The sequence below is a fragment of the Microbacterium sp. GQ128 genome (assembly GCF_059758615.1).
In genome coordinates this window covers 304,721-322,611 of record NZ_JCAXDY010000001.1, presented here as the reverse complement: position 1 = coordinate 322,611, position 17,891 = coordinate 304,721, and the positions used below count along the sequence as shown (strand labels likewise).

Genomic DNA, 17,891 nt, shown 5'->3' with positions numbered 1-17,891 from the left:
ATGCATCAGCGGACACCGCGTCCATAGTCTCCTGGGACACCGCTCCCGAGGAGGACTCATGACCACCGTCCAGGCACCCACTGTCGGCATCATCGCGCCTCCGCAACGCGCGTCCCGCGACACCGGGATCGACTTCGTCCGGGCGCTCTGCGTCCTGGGCGTCGTCCTGCTCCACTCGATCATGGTGGGCGTCACCGTCGACGCGTCCGGTCCCGTCTTCACGAACGCCAGCGACGGCACAGCGTGGATCGCGCCGCTCAGCTGGCTCCTGCAGGTGATGCCGCTGTTCTTCGTGATCGGAGGCTTCTCGGGACTCCTCGCCTACCGACGGATGCGGGAGCGCGGCGGGACCGCTGTCGGCTTCGTGGCCGGACGACTGCATCGCCTGCTGCGGCCCGCCGTCTTCACGATCGCCATCGTCGGCATCGGACTCGCGCTGCTCACGGTCTTCGGCGTGCCTGCCGATCTGATCGCGACCGCGGGGTTCCGGTACGGACAGCCGCTCTGGTTCCTCGGCGTCTTCCTGCTGTGCCAGGCGCTGCTGCCCGCACTCGCCGCCGCCCACGCGCGCGCCCCGTACCGCACGATCGGCGTTCTCGTCGCCGCGTCGATCGCCATCGACGTGCTGCGCGCCGCGACCGGGCTCGAAGGACTCGGCTTCCTGAATCTCGCCTTCGTGTGGATGACCTTGCAGCAGCTCGGGTTCTTCCTCGCCGACGGACGCATCGGGCGTCTCAGCCGCCGCGTGCGTGCGGCAGCGGGCATCGCCGCTCTGCTCCTGCTCGTCGCGACGTTCCTGACCGGGGTCTACTCCCCCGATCTGATCGCGAACATCAACCCGCCGACCGCGGCCCTCCTCCTCGTCGGCGTCGCGCACACCAGCCTGCTCTCCCTGCACCGCGAACGCATCGAGCGGTTCAGCCGTCGGCCGCGTGTCGCCGCGTTCACGGCGTTCGTGACGGTGCGCACGATGACGATCTACCTGTGGCACATGCCTGTCCTGCTGGTGATGGCCGGCGCCACCGCCGTCTACGCCCTCGTCGCCGGCGTCACGCTGCCGGCGCTCGACAGCGCGGACTGGTGGGCGGGCCGCCCGCTCTGGCTCGCGATGGCGCTCGCGTTGTCCGCGGTCGTCGCCGTTGCCTTCACCCGCTTCGAGTCGCAGCCGGCGCCGCAGGCCACCGGTTCCGTGCCGCGGCTCGTCGTCGGAGCACTGAGCGGCCTGATCGGCGTCCTGATGCTCCTGGTGCTGGGCACGTCCGTCGCGACGGCCCTGATCGCGGTCGCCCTGATCCTCGCGGCACTCCGGCTCTCGTCGCGCACGATGCCGCTGCCGCCTGTCGGCGCGCGCACCCTTGTTCCCGCGTAGGGTCAGCCGAGGCCCCGTGCCGCCAGCGCGTCGCCGACCTCGTCGGCGTGCCGCAGGGAGAGGACGAGCAGCGGCACGACCCCACGCACGCCCAACCGCACACCGCGAGCCCGTGCAGCGTCCCGCACGCGATCAGCGAATCCGGCGATCACGGGGATCGTCGTGATCGTGAGCGAGATCGTCAGCGCCACCGCGGCGGGATCGAGACCGAATCGACGGAGCGGCCGCACGATCCGCTGCATCACCGCCACGAGATCCGCCATCCGGGTCGTGAGCGTCAGCAGGCTCGCCAGCAGGAGTATCGCCACGACGCGCCCGGTGCTGATCCACGCGGCGAGAGGCGAGACGAAGATCACGAGCGCCAGAGCGAGCACGAGGATGAGCCAGCGCAGACGCCAGACCTCGAGCAACGGCACACGGATGCGCATCGCCCCGAGCCAGTACAGCGCGAGAACGCCCAGGAGCGAGAGGGCGATGCTCGCCGCGTCATGGGGATACAGCGACAGGAGGAGTGCGCCGACCGCCAGCGCCGCGAGCTTGAGCCCGGCCGGCGCGCGATGGAGGATGCTGCTCCCCGGACGGTAGAGCGCGATCATCCGCACGCTCGACGATATGCGGCGATCACGGCGGACGGCTCTCCGGCGGCCGCGACTCGCCCCTCCTCGAACAGAATCGCGGTCTCGCACCGCCCGGCCAGCTCGAGGTCATGCGTCACCAGGACGACCTGAGTCGGTTGCGCGAGAAGCAGGTCGCCGATGCGCCGAGAATTGCGCAGGTCGAGGAGTGTGGTCGGCTCGTCGGCGACGATGAGCTGAGGTTCGGCGATCAGCACGGCGGCCAGGGCGAGCATCTGCTTCTGGCCTCCCGAGAGGCTGGATGCGGGCACATCGGCGTGCTCTGCCAGCCCGTGGGCGGCGAGGGTGTCTCTGACGCGCTGGGCGACCTCCGCCTTCGTCCGACCACGCAGGGACAGCGCGAGGTCTTCGGCCGGGGTGGGCATGAGGATCTGCGCATCCGGGTTCGTGAACACGAATCCGACCCGGCGACGCAGGGCCGCACGATCGCGCACCGTGTCGAGGCCGTGCACCGCCACTTTCCCCGTGCTCGGGGGGATGAGTCCGTTCAGCAGCCGGGCGAACGTGGACTTCCCCGACCCGTTCGCACCGATCACCGCGATCGTCGGAGCCGTCAGGGCCACGGAGACATCTCGCAGCACAGGGCGTCCGTCGAGCAGCACCGAGACCGCATCCACGTCGATCGTCCCGATACCTGCCTCGCGGGTGATTGCCATGCGGGATCCCTCCGAGCGACGCGACCTGAACACCGTTCACCTGAACGTCGTTCACTATAATCGGAGGATGAGTCCGGAGACGAATCAGGCACGACACGACCGTGACAGCGTCGCCCGGAGCGCGCTCGCTCTCCTCGACGAGGTCGGGCTCGCCGATCTCTCGATGCGGCGTATCGCGGCCCGGCTGGATGTGCAGCCCAGTGCCCTCTACTGGCACTTCTCCAGCAAGCAGGAGCTCCTCGCCGAACTCGCCGACCGGATCACGTCCTCGATCCCCCAGCACACCGCCGACGTCCTCACCACGGCTCGGAGCATCCGCGATGCCCTCTTCGCCTACCGCGACGGCGCCGAGCTGGTGCTCAGCACGTATGCCCTGCAACTCGGTTCGTCCCACGCGCAGTCGGTGCTCACCGCAGCATTGCGCACGCAGGGTGCGACCGACGCCGAGGACAGGGCCGCCGCCATCCTGCACTTCGTCCTCGGCCACGCCACGCTCGTGCAGCAGCGCATGCATGCCGACAGCCACGGCGCCCTCCCTCGCGCAGACGAGATCGACGTCACGGCCGGACTCGACCGCATCTTCGACCTCGGGGTCTCCGCGCTCGCGGGAACACTCACCGCACCGGCGACTCCGCCGCGTGTCCGAGCCTGAGGCCCGGAACCGACGCGAGCACGACGAGCCCGATGCAGAACGCGAAGACCGCCCCGAACGCGCTGGCCTGGCCCCCGAGAGAGGCCACCGCGAGCCCGGCCAGCGCGATGGCGACGGCTGAGCCCGTGGCGTCCGAGATGGACAGCGCGGAGGAATTGAATCCTTGATTCGTCTCGTCCGAGTACGCGAGCGTGAGGACGGTCAGTCGCGGATAGAGCAGTCCCATCCCGCCGCCGGCAAACGCCCAGCCGAGCACCACGACGGCCGCTGAGACGTCGAAGAGCGCGGCGACGAGAACGCACAGCATCGCGACGAGCAGTGAGCCGAGACTGATCACTGTGATGCGGTGGTTCCCCAGCCGCTCACCGAACCGTCCCTGCAGCGCCGAGGCTCCCGCCCACGCCAGCGCGGCGAGCATGAGAGCGACCCCCGCCCACGTTGCGCTGAAGTCGAACTTCTTCATCAGCAGGTATGGGATGTAGGCCTCGGCCGCGAAGAACGCGCCCGCCGCGATACCGCGCATGAGCACCACGCTCGGCAGTCCTTGGCCCGCCCGCAGGGTGCGTCGCGGCAGCAACGGGAGTACCGCGAAGCCGATCGCCAGCACGGCGCCGAGCGCCACGGGCCACCCGATCGAGGGGGCCAGCTTCGCCGAGAAGCCGACCACGACGGCGAGCACCGCCACCACCACCGCCAGCACCAGCCGGACGACGAGCGCGCGCCGGTCCTGCGGCTCGCCTCCACCGAGATCGACACCGCGCAGTCGGACCGCGATCATGACGAAGGCGGCCGCCGTGAGCACGGCGACACCGAGGAACGCCCACCGCCAGTCCAGGTACTCAGCGACGGCGCCGGCGAGGAACGGCCCCACCATCGAAGGCACGACCCAGGCTGCTGCGAACGCGGCGAAGATGCGCCCGTGCAGGTGCGGCGGATACAGCCTCGCGACGACGACGTAGAGCGCGACCGTCTGTCCGCCGGCACCCAGGCCCTGGACGAGTCGACCGATCAGGAACTGGTCCATCGTCACCGCGAAGCCCGAGATCAGCAGACCCAGGATGAAGAGCGTGACGGCGACGTACAGGGCCCCGCGCGGTCCGCGGGTGTCCGACCATGCGCCCGTGGCGACCATGCCGATCACACTCGTCGCCAGGGTGCCGGCGAACGCCACGGCGTAGAGGGCCTCGCCGTGCAGAGCCTCGCTGACGATCGGCATGACCGTCGTCACCGCGAGCGCCTCGACGGCGGCGAGGAAGATCAGCGCGACCGCGCCGAGCGTCACCCAGATGCGTTGGCGGTCCCAGATCGTCGCGGCGTCTGCCGGAGTCGTCATCGACCCACGAGCGCCGCGATGCGCTCGATCGCCTCGGTGATGATCTCCGGGCTGGTGCCGAAGTTCAGGCGCACGTGACCCGCGCCCTCGGTGCCGAAGGCAGGTCCGAAGTGCAGGGCAACTTTCGCATCGCGCAGGATGCGTCGCGCGGGATTGTCGCCCCAGCCGAGTGCGGAGAGGTCGATCCACGCGAGGTAGCCGGCGTCCGGGATGCGATAGCGGGCACCCGGGAGGTGCGCGGCCAGCAGGTCCTGGAGCAGCACACGGTTCTCATCGAGGGTGCGCAGCAGCCCGTCGAGCCAGGGGTCGCTCTCTTCCGAGAACGCCGCCACGGCAGCGAGCAGACCGAACTGCCCGGTGCGCCACTCCACCTCGACGGGCAGTCCACGCACGACCTCGGTCGTCGCGTCGTCGGCGGTGACCATGAGGGCGCACTTCAGACCCGCGAGGTTGAAGGCCTTGCTAGCGCTGACGACCGCATAGCCGACGCGTTCGGCCGCATCGCTCACCGCGAGGAACGGAGTGAATCCGGTCCCCGGCTGGGCGAGCGGGGCGTGGATCTCGTCCGAGACGACGGCCGCGCCGAACTCATCCGCCAGTTCGGCCAGAGCGGCGAGGGTGTCGCGGTCATGCACCGTGCCGGTCGGATTGTGCGGGTTGCAGAGCAGGATCGCCGTCGCTCCGTCTTCGAAGGCGGCACGGATGCCGTCGAGGTCGAGCTCCCAGCGTGTCCCCGTGTCACGCAGCGGAACTCGCTCCACCTCTGCCCCGGCTTCGGCGACCAGGTCGTAGAACGGCGGATACACCGGAGGGGTCACGACGACTCGCTCCCCCGGCTGGGTCACGCGGCGGAGGATCTCCACGATCCCCATGCTCACGTCCGCGGTGCTCCGCATTCTCGCGGGGTCGGGCAGCCAGCCATAGCGGCGGTCCGCGAAAGCAGCGAATGACTCGGCGAGCGGCGTCCGCGATGCGACATACCCGGTATCGCCGATCTCCACGGCCCGCCGCAGCGCGGCGGAGATCGCCGGCGCGAGCGGGAAGTCGGTCTCGGCGACGAACAGCGGAAGCACATCGGCCGGGTACTCACGCCACTTCTCGCTGCTGCGCTCGCGAAGCTCCGCCAGAGGCAGGGCCTTCACCTGAAGCATTCGACCTCCCGAGGTCCCGACACGCGCCGTCGACGTGTCATCCGTTCCGACGCGCGCATCGTCGTGCCGCCTTGCGGCAGCGATCTGGCGCTCGTCAGATGGCGAAGCCGAGCGCACGCATCATGTCGCGCCCGTCGTCCGTGATCCGCTCCGGACCCCACGGTGGCATCCACACCCAGTTGATCCGGAAGCGGTCGACCACACTGTCCAGAGCCTGAGCGGTCTGGTCCTCGAGCACGTCGGTGAGCGGGCAGCCCGCGCTGGTCAGCGTCATGTGGATGACGAGAGCATCGTTCTCGTCATCCCAGGCGAGGTCGTAGATGAGGCCGAGGTCGACGACATTGATCCCGAGCTCGGGGTCCATGACGTCCTTGAGAGCCTCGGTGACCGCATCGTACTTCTCGTCCGTGAGGGTCGCTGTCATGCGATCAGCCTACGCCTCGATGGGGGCTGCAGGGTCGAGGAAACGGTCGTATCCCTCGTTCTCCAGCCGGTCTGCGAGCTCGGGGCCGCCCTCTTCGACGATCTTGCCCGCGACGACCACGTGGACGAAGTCGGGGCGGATGTAGCGGAGGATGCGGGTGTAGTGCGTGATCAGGAGCACGCCGAGTCCGGTGGACTCCTTCGCGCGGTTGACGCCCTCGGAGACGATCTTGAGCGCGTCGACATCGAGACCGGAGTCGGTCTCGTCGAGGATCGCGAACTTCGGCTTCAGCACCTCGAGCTGCAGGATCTCGTGGCGCTTCTTCTCACCGCCGGAGAAGCCCTCGTTGACGTTGCGCTGCGCGAACTTCGGGTCCATGCGCAGGTTCGACATGGCCGCCTTGACGTCCTTGGTCCAGCCGCGGATCGCCGGCGCTTCGCCGTCGAGTGCGGTCTTCGCCGTGCGGAGGAAGTTCGTCACCGTCACGCCGGGGATCTCGACCGGGTACTGCATGGCGAGGAAGAGCCCTGCGCGGGCGCGCTCGTCGACCGTCATCTCCAGGACGTCCTGGCCGTCGAACGTGATGGAACCGGAGGTCACCGTGTACTTCGGGTGACCGGCGATCGTGTAGGCCAGTGTCGACTTGCCCGAGCCGTTGGGGCCCATGATGGCGTGGGTCTCACCGGTGTTCATGGTGAGGTTGATTCCGTTGAGGATCGGGGTGGTCCCCGCATCGGTCTCGACCGTCACATGCAGGTCGCGGATCTCGAGAACAGACATTCTTCAAACTTCCTTAATCACAGTCGGATCGATGAGCACGTCGTCGCCGTCGATCTGGACGACGTAGACCGGGACGGGCTCATATGCGGGGAGATTCTGGGGCTTGCCGGTGAGCAGCGAGAAGGCGGAGCCGTGTGCCCAGCACTCCACCGTGTCGCCCTCGACGAAGCCTTCGGACAGCGAGATGTCGCCGTGGGTGCAGGTGTCGCCGATGGCGTGGATGACTCCCTCGCCGTCCTTGATCACCGTGATGGGCACGCCGCCCGGGTCGACACGCAACGGCATGTCCTGTTCGAGGTCGGCGACTCCGCAGACGCGTTCGGCGGTCATGCACTCACCTCGGCCAGCTCCGCCTCGATCGCCGCCAGGAGCTCGGTCTCGAGGGCGGGGATGCCGAGGCGCTGCACGATGTCGGTGAGGAAGCCGAGCACGACGAGTCGCCGCGCCTCCTCCTCGGTGATACCGCGCGCCTGCAGGTAGAACAGCTGCTCGTCGTCGAAACGACCCGTCGCACTGGCGTGCCCGGCTCCGAGGATGTCGCCCGTCTCGATCTCGAGGTTCGGGATCGAGTCGGCGCGGGCACCCTCGGTGAGGACCAGGTTGCGGTTCGCCTCGTAGGAGTCGGTGCCCGTGGCGTCGGCTCCGATCAGCACGTCGCCGATCCAGACGCTGTGAGCACCCTGACCCTGCAGCGCACCCTTGTAGAGGACGTCGCCCTTGGTGTGCGGTCCCTTGTGGTGCAGGTAGACCTGGCTCTCGAGGTGCTGCCCGGCGTCGGCATAGGAGAGGCCGTAGAGGTAGCCCTCGGAGCCGGCACCGGCGAGCTCGACGTTTGGGTTGACGCGCACGACGCCGCCGCCGAAGCTGACGACGAAGTGCTTGAGGGTCGCGTCCGCACCGACCCGCGCCTGGTGCGCGGCCGTGTGCACCGCGTCATCCGCCCACTGCTGCAGGCTGATGACCGTGAGCTTCGCACCGTCGCGGACGATGATCTCGACGTTCTGCGCGTACTGGGCGGACCCGGTGTGCTGCAGGACGACCGTCGCCGAGCTGTGCTCGAGCGCCTCGATCACGATGTGCGCGTCCGCACGGCGATCGGCGCCGAGACCGGCGATCGAGACGAAGACGGGTTCGGCGACCTCCTCCTCGCGCGGGATCCGCACGTGCAGGGCCTCGGCAGCTCCCTGCCAGGCAACGGCGGCGGTGACGTCTTCCGCGAGGAAGACCTCGCCGCGGGGGGCGGCGCCGATCGCGAGCGGAGCGGCGATGTACTGCTCCCCCGCGTTGACCGTGTAGCTCACGCCGTCGTTCTGCGGGGCCACCTCGAACAGGGAGGTGAGCTGCGCGACCGGCGTGTGCTTCCAGTTGACCTCGCGCCCGGTGGGGGCGCCGAAGTCAGACGGCTCGAAGGAGTGCGGACGCTCGGAGCGGGTCTGCACCGGGACGAATCCGGCTGCGGCGACCTGGGCTGCGGGGTCGATGTGCGCGTTCGTGTGCTGCGCCTCGGCAGGCGCTGTCGTAGCGGCGGTCACTAGCCGACCGATCCTTCCATGCCCATCTCGATGAGCTTGTTCAGTTCCATGGCGTATTCCATCGGCAGCTCACGCGCGATCGGCTCGATGAAGCCGCGCACGATCATCGCCATCGCCTCGTCCTCGGGCATGCCACGGGACTGCAGGTAGAACAGCTGCTCCTCGCTCACCTTCGAGACCGTGGCCTCGTGGCCGAGCTGCACGTCGTCGACGCGGATGTCGATCGCCGGGTAGGTGTCGGAGCGGGACTTCGTGTCGACGAGCAGAGCGTCGCAGCGCACCGTGTTCGCGGAGTGGTGGGCCGCAGCGTCCACTCGGACCTCACCCCGATACCCGGCACGTCCTCCGCCGCGGGCGATCGACTTCGAGACGATCGACGACTGCGTGTACGGAGCCATGTGGATCATCTTCGCGCCGGCGTCCTGGTGCTGACCCGGACCGGCGAAGGCGACCGAGAGGGTCTCTCCCTTGGCGTGCTCGCCCATCAGGTAGATCGACGGGTACTTCATCGTCACCTTGGAGCCGATGTTGCCGTCGACCCACTCCATGGTCGCGCCCTCGTATGCCACGGCGCGCTTGGTGACCAGGTTGTAGACGTTGTTCGACCAGTTCTGGATCGTCGTGTAGCGAACGCGGGCGTTCTTCTTCACGATGATCTCGACGACGGCCGAGTGCAGCGAGTCCGACTTGTAGATCGGGGCGGTGCAGCCCTCGATGTAGTGGACGTAGCTGTCCTCATCGGCGATGATCAGGGTCCGCTCGAACTGACCCATGTTCTCGGTGTTGATGCGGAAGTATGCCTGCAGGGGAATCTCGACGTGCACGCCCTTGGGGACGTAGACGAACGAGCCGCCCGACCAGACGGCCGTGTTCAGCGCCGCGAACTTGTTGTCGCCGGCGGGGATGACGGTGCCGAAGTACTCCTCGAAGAACTCGGGGTGCTCGCGTAGCGCCGTGTCGGTGTCCATGAAGATGACGCCCTGCTGCTCCAGGTCCTCGCGGATCTGGTGGTACACGACCTCGGACTCGTACTGAGCCGCGACGCCGGCCACGAGCCGCTGACGCTCGGCCTCGGGGATTCCCAGGCGCTCGTAGGTCTCGCGGATCTCGGCGGGAAGGTCTTCCCACGTCTGCGCCTGCTTCTCCGTCGAGCGGACGAAGTACTTGATGTTGTCGAAGTCGATCTCGCTGAGGTCTGCACCCCAGGTCGGCATCGGCTTGCGGCCGAAGAGCTGGTATCCCTTGAGACGGGTCTTCAGCATCCATTCGGGTTCGTTCTTGAGGGCGGAGATCCCCCGCACGACCTCTTCCGAGATCCCGCGTTTGGCGATGGCGCCGGCGGCGTCCTCATCGTGCCAGCCGAATTCGTACACCCCCAGACCGTCAAGCTCCGGGCGGTCGATCAGTACATCCGACATCCAACACTCTCCTCACAGGTCCCAAACGGTGTCATCCGCCCCGACACACCTGATCCCCGTCGAGTCTGCGGGAGCGGGTGCCGTTGGTGGGCCCTCATCACCGGCGCTTCCATCGCGCCTAAACTGTTGACGATGCTGCAGCGCTGTCAGCGCTCATCGCAACAATCCGATTCTACAGGTTCCGCCTGACAGACGGGCCATGCCCGCCGGTTCCAGCGCGGTCCGGAGGACTAATGCCCGAGACGACGATCCCCGCCTCCACTCCGACGCGGACGGCTCCACCCCGTTCTGCTCCGTGGGGACGGGTGCTGACGGTCTTCGCCTGGCTCTCCTTCATCAGCGAGACCATCATCATCGGCACGGGCGGCGCCGTGCGCCTCACCGGTTCCGGTCTCGGATGCTCGGACTGGCCGCTGTGCACGCCCGATTCCCTTGTGCCGATCCTCGAGGTGCAGGGCATCCACGGGATCATCGAGTTCGGCAACCGGCTGATGACGGGCGTGGTGGGGATCATCGCGCTGGCCGTCGTGCTGCTGGTCCTGCACCTCTTCAGCGGGAAGCGTGGCCTGGTCACCGCGCTCTGGTACGCCGCCGGCGGAATCGTCGCGGCCGTCGCCGCGTTCGCCATCGCCGCCCCCCTGCACTTCCCGGCCTCCCCCATCGCGCTGGGTGTGCTCCTGATCGCCGTCATCGCGGCGGCCGTCCGCTCGGTCCGCACGACTCCCTCCAGACGCGACCTCGTCCTACTCGCGTGGCTCGTGCTCATCGGTGTGGTGGCACAGGCGCTCGTCGGCGGCATCACCGTGCTGACCGGTCTCAACCCCTTCATCGTCGGCTTCCACTACACGTCGTCCCTGCTGCTCGTCTGCATCACGGCGGCGTTCCTGGTGCGCCTGAAGCAGGACGGCGGACGCCGTGAGCGCGCGGTTCCCGCGTGGTTCGCGGCCGTCACCCACGTGACCGGCCTCGCACTCGCCGTGACGATCGTCTTCGGTGTGCTGACGACCGGATCGGGGCCCCACTCCGGTGACGCGGATGTGCTGCGGCACGGCTTCGACGCGACCGTGCTCGCCCATGTGCATTCGTGGCCCGGCTACATCCTCGCTGCGCTGGTGCTGTTCCTCACGGTCGCCGCCTGGGCGCTGCGCCTGGAACCGCGGCGCTGGCTGCTCGTGCTCGTGCTCGCGATCCTGGTGCAGGTCGGCGTCGGGGTCTGGCAGGCGCGCGAAGGACTGCCACCGCTGCTGGTCGGCATCCACATGGTGCTCGCGTCTCTCTCGGCCGCGACATACACCGTGGTCGTGCTGCACCTGAAGCGCGCCGTCCCCGTCGAGGACTGATCCCGCACAGGCGATCCACAGCTCGCACATCGCCGACTCATCAGCGCGTCCGCGATCGTGGACGACATGAACAAGTCACTCTCACGCAGCATCGGATTCTGGCTCCTCCTGGTCGTGTCCCTCGCCACGACGGCAGTCGGCGGATGGCTCATCTCCGGTCAGATCGGGACGATGACGACCACGCTGCTCGACGGCACGGCCACGGGCGTCGAGGTGTATGTCGGCCAGTCGCTCGTCGTCGTGGGCGCAGGCGTCCTCGCGGCCGGAATCGTCGGCATCCTGCTCACTCTCGGGCTCGTCGCCGCTCGCTCGCTCGTGCCCGCCCCGGCCCCGGCCGTCGTCGAGGCCATCGACTGGACCGCGGCGCCGGAGCAGGCTCCGCTCGAGACCGCAACGTCCGAGACCGCCGCATCCTCCGCGGCAGCGCCGGCATCCGGGGCCGCCGCGGTCGACGTGGTGCCCGCCGCCGACGCGGACGACGCAGCTGCCCCTTCCGACGCGAAGCCGGACGACTCGACGATCATCCGCTGATCTACCGAGCGGAAAAGAACGACGGAGCGGCGCCGAGGAATCGGCGCCGCTCCGTCGTTTCAGAAGCGTCTTGTCAGAAAGGCAGCAGCGGATCGATCGCGACCGCGACGAAGATCAGCGTCAGGTAGGTGATCGAGGCGTGGAACACGCGCATGGGCCGCGGCTCGGTGCCGCGGACGGCGCGGTTGTAGAGCCGGTGCGACTCGTAGATGAACCATCCGCCGAAGACCGTCGCGGAGACGGTGTAGACCAGGCCCATGTTCGCGATCGGGACGAGGAGCAGCGAGCACGCCACGGTCGCCCACGCGTACAGGATGACCTGGAGACCGACCTGCGAGGCGTTGCGGGTGACACCCAGCATCGGCACGTCGACGTCTTCGTAGTCGTCCTTGTACTTCATCGACAGCGGCCAGTAGTGCGGCGGCGTCCAGAGGAAGATCAGGAGGAAGAGGATGAACGCCGGCCAGTCGAGGGAGCCGGTCACGGCGGCCCAGCCGATGAGAACGGGGAAGCACCCGGCGATGCCGCCCCAGATGATGTTCTGCTCGGTGCGCCGCTTGAGGATCATCGTGTAGATCACGACGTAGAAGAAGATCGCCGTCGCCGACAGCGCGGCGGTCAGCCAGTTGGTCGTGGCCAGCAGCCAGACCGTCGAGACGATCGCGAGCGTCCAGGAGAAGATCAGCGCACCGCGCGGGCTGACCTCGCCCGTGACCAGCGGCCGATTCTCGGTGCGATGCATGTGCGCGTCGATGTCTCGATCGAGGTACATGTTGAACGCGGCGGCGGAACCGGCGCTCAACGAGCCGCCGATGACGGTCGCCAGCACCAGCCACAGGTTCGGCAGGCCGCCCTGCGCCAGGAACATCACCGGAACGGTCGAGACGAGCAGAAGCTCCAGGACACGCGGCTTGGTGAGCGTGATGTAGGCCTTCACCGTGCGACCGACGGACGACTCCCTCACGGTCTGATCAGACATCGTCGAGATTTCGATCGCCTCCTCCGCACATGTGACCGGACAACCTCTCCAGTCTATGACACCGGATGACGTCGTCCGCGCCGCCGTCTCGCGTGGCACGACAGTCGTCTTCGCTATGCTGAGAGCACTCGCGCGCCCGGCGCTGCGCACACCCCTCCACCTGTCTCCGCGACGGTGCAGGATGCGCCAGGGAAGTTGCGGATGCGCCAGGGAATAAGGGCGCCCTCGAAACTGTCGGAAAGGGCATGAACGTGTCGGAATTGCAGTGGGATGAGATCGATCGACGCGCGGTGGACACCGCCCGAATCCTGGCGGCCGATGCCGTCGAGAAGGTCGGCAACGGTCACCCCGGCACGGCCATGAGCCTCGCTCCGGCCGCGTACCTCCTCTACCAGCGCGTGCTGCGCCACGACCCGACCGACGTCGACTGGCTGGGCCGCGACCGCTTCATCCTCTCCGCAGGACACTCCTCGCTCACGCAGTACGTCGAGCTCTACCTCGGCGGCTTCGGACTCGAGCTCGACGACCTCAAGGCGCTGCGCACGTGGGGCTCCCTCACCCCGGGGCACCCGGAGTACGGCCACACCAAGGGCGTCGAGATCACCACCGGCCCGCTCGGCCAGGGCCTCGCCTCCGCCGTCGGCTTCGCCTACGCCGCCCGCTACGAGCGCGGCCTGTTCGACCCCGAGGCCGCACCGGGCACCAGCCCGTTCGACCACTTCGTCTACGTGGTCGCCGGCGACGGCGACCTGCAGGAGGGCGTGACCAGCGAGGCATCCTCGCTCGCGGGTCACCAGCAGCTCGGCAACCTCATCGCGATCTACGACTCCAACCAGATCTCCATCGAGGACGACACGAACGTCGCCTTCACGGAAGACGTCGCGAAGCGCTACGAGGCCTACGGCTGGCAGGTGCAGGTCGTCGACTGGAAGAAGACCGGCGAGTACGTCGAAGACGTCTCCGAGCTGTTCGCCGCGATCGAGGCGGCCAAGGGCGAGACCTCGAAGCCCTCGCTGATCATCCTCAAGACGATCATCGGATGGCCGTCGCCGGGCAAGCAGAACTCCGGCAAGATCCACGGCTCCGCTCTCGGCGCCGACGAACTCGCCGCTACGAAGAAGGTCCTCGGCTTCGACCCCGAGCAGAGCTTCGTGGTCGCCGACGACGTGCTCGCCCACACCCGCGGGCTCGCGGATCGTGCCGCCGAGGCGCGGGCCACCTGGCAGGAGTCCTTCGACGCCTGGGCCGCAGCGAACCCCGAGAAGAAGGAGCTGCTCGACCGTCTCGAGGCGCAGGAGCTTCCCGCCGACATCACGGCCGCGCTCCCCGTGTTCGAATCCGGCAAGGAGGTGTCGACCCGCGCCGCATCCGGCCAGGTCATCAACGCCCTCGCCGCCGAACTCCCCGAGCTGTGGGGCGGTTCGGCCGACCTCGCGGAGTCGAACCTCACCACCATCAAGGGCGCGCCGTCGTTCATCCCTGCCGAGTGGTCGACCCATGAGTGGTCGGGCAACCCCTACGGACGGGTGCTGCACTTCGGCATCCGCGAGCACGCCATGGGCGCGATCGTCAACGGCATCGTGCTGCACGGCAAGACGCGCGCCTTCGGCGGGACGTTCCTGATCTTCAGCGACTACATGCGTCCCTCGGTCCGTCTCGCGGCGCTCATGAACATCCCGAGCATCTTCGTCTGGACCCACGACTCCGTCGCCCTCGGTGAGGACGGACCGACGCACCAGCCGATCGAGCAGCTCGCGACGCTCCGTGCGATCCCGAACTTCACGGTCGTGCGCCCCGCCGATGCCAACGAGACCTCGGCCACCTGGCTGGAGATCCTCCGCCGCCACGAGGGACCGGCCGGCATCGCCCTGACCCGCCAGAACATCCCGGTGTTCGAGCGCGGCGAGGGCGCAGCCTCCGGCGACACGTTCGCTTCGGCGGACAACGCGACGAAGGGCGCCTACGTCCTCGCCGAAGCGCCGAACGGCACGCCCGACGTCATCATCATCGCGACGGGCTCGGAAGTGCAGCTCGCCGTGAACGCCCGCGAGGCGCTGGCTGCCGAGGGCGTCAACGTCCGCGTGGTCTCCGCTCCGTCGCTGGAGTGGTTCGACGAGCAGGACGAGGAGTACCGCGAGAGCGTGCTTCCCGCCTCCGTCACGGCTCGTGTCTCCGTCGAGGCGGGCTCCGTGCTCTCCTGGCGGGGAATCGTGGGCGACCGCGGCCGCTCGGTCGGCATCGACCACTTCGGCGCCTCCGCCGATTACAAGACCCTGTTCGAGAAGTTCGGCATCACGACCGAGGCCGTCATCGCGGCCGCACGCGAGACCATCGCCGCAAACAGCACCAAGGAGAACGCATGAGCACCCCCACCGCACAGCTCGCCGCCGCAGGTGTCAGCATCTGGCTCGACGACCTCTCCCGCACCCGCATCGACTCCGGCAACCTCGCCGAGCTGATCTCGTCGCGCAACGTCGTCGGCGTCACGACGAACCCGACCATCTTCGCGAACGCGATCACCGACAAGAGCAACACGTCCTACGACGCGCAGGTCACCGAGCTCGCCGCCTCCGGCGCGAGCGCCGAGGAGGCCGTCTTCGCTGCCACCACCCAGGACGTGGGCGCGGCACTCGACGTGTTCCGGCCCGTGTGGGAGGCGTCCGGGCACGTCGACGGACGCGTCTCGATCGAGGTCTCCCCCGACCTCGCCCACGACACCGCGGGCACCGTCGCGCAGGCCAAGGAGCTGTGGGCGAAGATCGACCGCCCCAACCTCCTCGTCAAGATCCCGGCCACCAAGGCGGGACTCCCGGCCATCACCGAGGCGATCGCGACCGGCATCAGCGTCAACGTCACGCTGATCTTCAGCCTGGAGCGCTACGCCGAGGTCATCGACGCCTACCTGACCGGTCTGGAGCGCGCGCACAGCGCCGACTTCGATCTGTCGAGCATCCACTCGGTCGCCTCGTTCTTCGTGTCGCGCGTCGACACCGAGACCGACAAGCGACTGTCGGCGATCGGCACCCCCGAGGCCGAGGCGCTCAAGAGCAAGGCCGGGCTCGCGAACGCACGCCTCGCCTACGAGCTCTTCGAGCAGAAGTTCGCGGAGAAGCGCGCACAGGACCTGATCAAGCTCGGAGCGAACCTGCAGCGTCCGCTGTGGGCCTCCACCGGCGTCAAGGACCCGGCCCTCCCCGACACCCTGTACGTCACGGAGCTCGTCGCCGACGGTGTGGTGAACACCATGCCCGAGAAGACCCTCGAGGCCACCTTCGATCACGGAGTGATCACCGGTGACACGATCACGGGCGGGTACGCCGAGGCGCACCAGGTGTTCGACGACCTCGCCGCCGTCGGCATCGACCTCACCGACGTCACCCAGGTGCTGGAGGACGAGGGCGTCTCGAAGTTCATCGACTCCTGGCACGACCTGCTGGGTCAGGTGGCCGAGGCTCTGGAGTCCCAGCGATGACCTTCTCGATCCACACGTCCGGCGCGGCGCGAGCCGCCATCGATGAGACCGTGCCCAGCCTGGTCCACGACCTCGTCGCGTCGCGCATCACCGGCGGCGACGCCACCCTCTGGGGCGCGGCCGCCGAGGCCGAGGCCGCCGTCCGTCTCGGTTGGGTCGAGGCCGTCTCGGTCTCCCGCCCACTCGTCGCGGAGATCGTCGCACTGCGGGCCGAGCTGAACGCCAAGGGTGTCACCCGCGTCGTCCTCGCCGGCATGGGCGGCTCCTCCCTCGCACCCGAGGTCATCGCGCAGACGGCCGGTGTGCCGCTGACGATCCTCGACTCCACGGCCCCCGGCCAGGTGCTCGCCGCGCTCGACGAAGGCCTCACGGACACCGTGCTGGTCGTCTCGTCGAAGTCGGGCTCCACCGTCGAGACCGACTCGCAGCGTCGCACCTTCGAAGCCGCGTTCCGCGACCTCGGAATCGATCCTGTGGAACGCATCGTCGTCGTCACCGACCCCGGCTCCCCGCTCGATGTCTCGGCCCGTGAGGCGGGATACCGCATCTTCAACGCCGACCCGAACGTCGGCGGCCGCTACTCGGCGCTCACCGCGTTCGGACTGGTCCCTTCGGGCCTCGCGGGCGTCGACATCGACGAGCTGCTGAACGAGGCCGAGGCCTCGTCCCTCGAGGTCGCCGTCGACTCCGCCGAGAACCCCGCACTTCGCCTCGGCGCAGCGATCGCCGCGACGAACCCGCGACGCGACAAGCTCGGTCTGATCACCGACGGCACGCACATCAAGGGTCTGCCGGACTGGATCGAGCAGCTCATCGCCGAATCCACCGGCAAGGACGGCACCGGCATCCTCCCGGTGGTGCTGCTCCCGGTCTCTCCCGAGCTCGACCCGGTGCCCGCCGACCTGCAGATCGTCCGCCTGGTCGACGACGCCAACGAGTTCCACCTGCACGAGCGCCACGAGGGCGAGATCCTCGTGAGCGGCACCCTGGGTGCGCAGCTCATCGTCTGGGAGTACGCGACCGCGATCGCCGGACATCTGCTCCGGATCAATCCGTTCGATCAGCCCGACGTCGAGTCGGCGAAGATCGCCGCCCGCGGCCTCCTCGACGCCCGCCCGGAACCCACCGCTCCGGCATTCGTCGAGAACGGTGTCGAGGTTCGCGTGTCCGACGCGTCGCTCGCCGCCTCCGGCACCGTCGAAGGAGTGCTGGACGCTCTCTGGGCGCAACTCCCCGCGGACGGCTACGTCTCCATCCAGGCATACGTCAACCGCCTCGAGGTCCCTCAGCTCCAGGGCCTGCGTGAACTCGTCGCAGCGGATTCGGGCCGACCCACCACGTTCGGATGGGGTCCGCGGTTCCTGCACTCGACCGGCCAGTACCACAAGGGCGGACCGGCGCAGGGTGTGTTCCTCCAGATCCTGGAGCGCACCGACGTCGATCTCGAGATCCCGGATCGCCCGTTCACGTTCGGGCAGCTCATCCAGGCGCAAGCCGCCGGCGATGCCGCCGTTCTCGCAGAGCACGGCCGCCCGGTCGTCACGCTGACGATCACCGAGTCCTCGGACGATGTGCTCGCCCTCTTCGAAGCCGCACAGAAGTAACAGCAGGAGAGTCCC

Annotated in this window: 17 protein-coding genes; 7 read left to right on the top strand and 10 right to left on the bottom strand. The window is 68.5% G+C overall.

Features of this window, described 5'->3' with window-relative positions:
- The first annotated feature begins 58 nt into the window (after window positions 1-58).
- Window positions 59-1,369, top strand: coding sequence for an acyltransferase family protein (locus AC6CHX_RS01550; RefSeq protein ID WP_498271387.1), 1,311 nt, complete (start codon window positions 59-61; stop codon window positions 1,367-1,369).
- Window positions 1,370-1,371: 2 nt separating this feature from the next.
- On the opposite strand, the gene AC6CHX_RS01545 is transcribed toward AC6CHX_RS01550, so the two are convergent.
- Both AC6CHX_RS01545 and AC6CHX_RS01540 read right to left on the bottom strand, forming a co-directional pair.
- Window positions 1,372-1,965 carry an energy-coupling factor transporter transmembrane component T gene (locus tag AC6CHX_RS01545; RefSeq protein ID WP_498271386.1) on the bottom strand — a complete coding sequence of 198 codons (594 nt, stop codon included), beginning with the start codon at window positions 1,963-1,965 and terminating at the stop codon, window positions 1,372-1,374.
- Window positions 1,962-2,660 (bottom strand): energy-coupling factor ABC transporter ATP-binding protein, encoded by a 699-nt coding sequence (locus AC6CHX_RS01540; protein ID WP_498271385.1) that lies wholly within the window; start codon window positions 2,658-2,660, stop codon window positions 1,962-1,964. Before AC6CHX_RS01540 ends, AC6CHX_RS01545 begins: the two co-directional genes overlap by 4 nt.
- A 67-nt stretch (window positions 2,661-2,727) precedes the next feature.
- Between AC6CHX_RS01540 and AC6CHX_RS01535 the strand changes: the two genes are divergently transcribed.
- Window positions 2,728-3,312, top strand: coding sequence for a TetR family transcriptional regulator (locus AC6CHX_RS01535; protein WP_498271384.1), 585 nt, complete (start codon window positions 2,728-2,730; stop codon window positions 3,310-3,312).
- Here the strand turns inward: AC6CHX_RS01535 and AC6CHX_RS01530 are convergent.
- The 7 genes from AC6CHX_RS01530 to sufB form a co-directional block, all read right to left on the bottom strand.
- Window positions 3,275-4,645 (bottom strand): MFS transporter, encoded by a 1,371-nt coding sequence (locus tag AC6CHX_RS01530; protein WP_498271383.1) that lies wholly within the window; start codon window positions 4,643-4,645, stop codon window positions 3,275-3,277. The genes AC6CHX_RS01535 and AC6CHX_RS01530 overlap by 38 nt on opposite strands.
- On the bottom strand, window positions 4,642-5,796 hold the full coding sequence (locus AC6CHX_RS01525; protein ID WP_498271382.1) for a MalY/PatB family protein: 1,155 nt from the start codon (window positions 5,794-5,796) through the stop codon (window positions 4,642-4,644). The genes AC6CHX_RS01530 and AC6CHX_RS01525 overlap by 4 nt, the downstream gene beginning before the upstream one ends.
- 94 nt (window positions 5,797-5,890) lie before the next feature.
- Complete coding sequence (locus AC6CHX_RS01520; protein ID WP_021200756.1) at window positions 5,891-6,220, bottom strand: metal-sulfur cluster assembly factor; 330 nt, start codon at window positions 6,218-6,220, stop codon at window positions 5,891-5,893.
- Between the two features lie 9 nt (window positions 6,221-6,229).
- Entirely contained in the window at window positions 6,230-7,000 is a 771-nt protein-coding gene (gene sufC, locus AC6CHX_RS01515; RefSeq protein ID WP_136042035.1) for a Fe-S cluster assembly ATPase SufC, read from the bottom strand.
- A gap of 3 nt (window positions 7,001-7,003) precedes the next feature.
- Window positions 7,004-7,330 (bottom strand): non-heme iron oxygenase ferredoxin subunit, encoded by a 327-nt coding sequence (locus tag AC6CHX_RS01510; RefSeq protein ID WP_017830403.1) that lies wholly within the window; start codon window positions 7,328-7,330, stop codon window positions 7,004-7,006.
- Complete coding sequence (gene sufD / locus AC6CHX_RS01505) at window positions 7,327-8,532, bottom strand: Fe-S cluster assembly protein SufD (protein ID WP_498271381.1); 1,206 nt, start codon at window positions 8,530-8,532, stop codon at window positions 7,327-7,329. Before sufD ends, AC6CHX_RS01510 begins: the two co-directional genes overlap by 4 nt.
- Window positions 8,532-9,950: a Fe-S cluster assembly protein SufB gene (sufB, locus tag AC6CHX_RS01500; protein ID WP_136042033.1), complete on the bottom strand. Its 1,419-nt coding sequence runs from the start codon at window positions 9,948-9,950 to the stop codon at window positions 8,532-8,534. The genes sufD and sufB overlap by 1 nt, the downstream gene beginning before the upstream one ends.
- 233 nt (window positions 9,951-10,183) lie before the next feature.
- Here sufB and AC6CHX_RS01495 point away from each other — a divergent pair, with 233 nt between their 5' ends.
- Both AC6CHX_RS01495 and AC6CHX_RS01490 read left to right on the top strand, forming a co-directional pair.
- A complete protein-coding gene (locus AC6CHX_RS01495) occupies window positions 10,184-11,290 on the top strand; it encodes a COX15/CtaA family protein (RefSeq protein WP_498271380.1) in 1,107 nt (368 codons plus the stop codon).
- Between the two features lie 66 nt (window positions 11,291-11,356).
- Entirely contained in the window at window positions 11,357-11,821 is a 465-nt protein-coding gene (locus tag AC6CHX_RS01490; RefSeq protein WP_498271379.1) for a hypothetical protein, read from the top strand.
- 73 nt (window positions 11,822-11,894) lie between these two features.
- Here the strand turns inward: AC6CHX_RS01490 and AC6CHX_RS01485 are convergent, their stop codons facing one another.
- A complete protein-coding gene (locus AC6CHX_RS01485) occupies window positions 11,895-12,815 on the bottom strand; it encodes a heme o synthase (protein WP_498272015.1) in 921 nt (306 codons plus the stop codon).
- 236 nt (window positions 12,816-13,051) lie between these two features.
- Between AC6CHX_RS01485 and tkt the strand changes: the two genes are divergently transcribed.
- The 3 genes from tkt to AC6CHX_RS01470 are packed head-to-tail and all read left to right on the top strand — an operon-like array spanning window position 13,052 to window position 17,876.
- Window positions 13,052-15,163: a transketolase gene (gene tkt, locus AC6CHX_RS01480; RefSeq protein WP_498272014.1), complete on the top strand. Its 2,112-nt coding sequence runs from the start codon at window positions 13,052-13,054 to the stop codon at window positions 15,161-15,163.
- The gene (tal, locus tag AC6CHX_RS01475) at window positions 15,160-16,272 is read left to right on the top strand and encodes a transaldolase (protein ID WP_136042028.1); all 1,113 of its coding nucleotides are present in this window, start codon (window positions 15,160-15,162) and stop codon (window positions 16,270-16,272) included. Before tkt ends, tal begins: the two co-directional genes overlap by 4 nt.
- Window positions 16,269-17,876, top strand: a complete 1,608-nt coding sequence (locus tag AC6CHX_RS01470) for a glucose-6-phosphate isomerase (RefSeq protein ID WP_498271378.1) — start codon at window positions 16,269-16,271, stop codon at window positions 17,874-17,876. The genes tal and AC6CHX_RS01470 overlap by 4 nt, the downstream gene beginning before the upstream one ends.
- The last annotated feature ends 15 nt before the right edge of the window (window positions 17,877-17,891 follow it).

Coding starts and splice junctions, on each gene's coding strand:
- AC6CHX_RS01550 (WP_498271387.1), top strand. CDS start 59: ATGACCACCGTCCAGGCACCCACTGTCGGCATCATCGCGCCTCCGCAA.
- AC6CHX_RS01545 (WP_498271386.1), bottom strand. CDS start 1,965: ATGATCGCGCTCTACCGTCCGGGGAGCAGCATCCTCCATCGCGCGCCG.
- AC6CHX_RS01540 (WP_498271385.1), bottom strand. CDS start 2,660: ATGGCAATCACCCGCGAGGCAGGTATCGGGACGATCGACGTGGATGCG.
- AC6CHX_RS01535 (WP_498271384.1), top strand. CDS start 2,728: ATGAGTCCGGAGACGAATCAGGCACGACACGACCGTGACAGCGTCGCC.
- AC6CHX_RS01530 (WP_498271383.1), bottom strand. CDS start 4,645: ATGACGACTCCGGCAGACGCCGCGACGATCTGGGACCGCCAACGCATC.
- AC6CHX_RS01525 (WP_498271382.1), bottom strand. CDS start 5,796: ATGCTTCAGGTGAAGGCCCTGCCTCTGGCGGAGCTTCGCGAGCGCAGC.
- AC6CHX_RS01520 (WP_021200756.1), bottom strand. CDS start 6,220: ATGACAGCGACCCTCACGGACGAGAAGTACGATGCGGTCACCGAGGCT.
- sufC (WP_136042035.1), bottom strand. CDS start 7,000: ATGTCTGTTCTCGAGATCCGCGACCTGCATGTGACGGTCGAGACCGAT.
- AC6CHX_RS01510 (WP_017830403.1), bottom strand. CDS start 7,330: ATGACCGCCGAACGCGTCTGCGGAGTCGCCGACCTCGAACAGGACATG.
- sufB (WP_136042033.1), bottom strand. CDS start 9,950: ATGTCGGATGTACTGATCGACCGCCCGGAGCTTGACGGTCTGGGGGTG.
- AC6CHX_RS01495 (WP_498271380.1), top strand. CDS start 10,184: ATGCCCGAGACGACGATCCCCGCCTCCACTCCGACGCGGACGGCTCCA.
- AC6CHX_RS01490 (WP_498271379.1), top strand. CDS start 11,357: ATGAACAAGTCACTCTCACGCAGCATCGGATTCTGGCTCCTCCTGGTC.
- tal (WP_136042028.1), top strand. CDS start 15,160: ATGAGCACCCCCACCGCACAGCTCGCCGCCGCAGGTGTCAGCATCTGG.
- AC6CHX_RS01470 (WP_498271378.1), top strand. CDS start 16,269: ATGACCTTCTCGATCCACACGTCCGGCGCGGCGCGAGCCGCCATCGAT.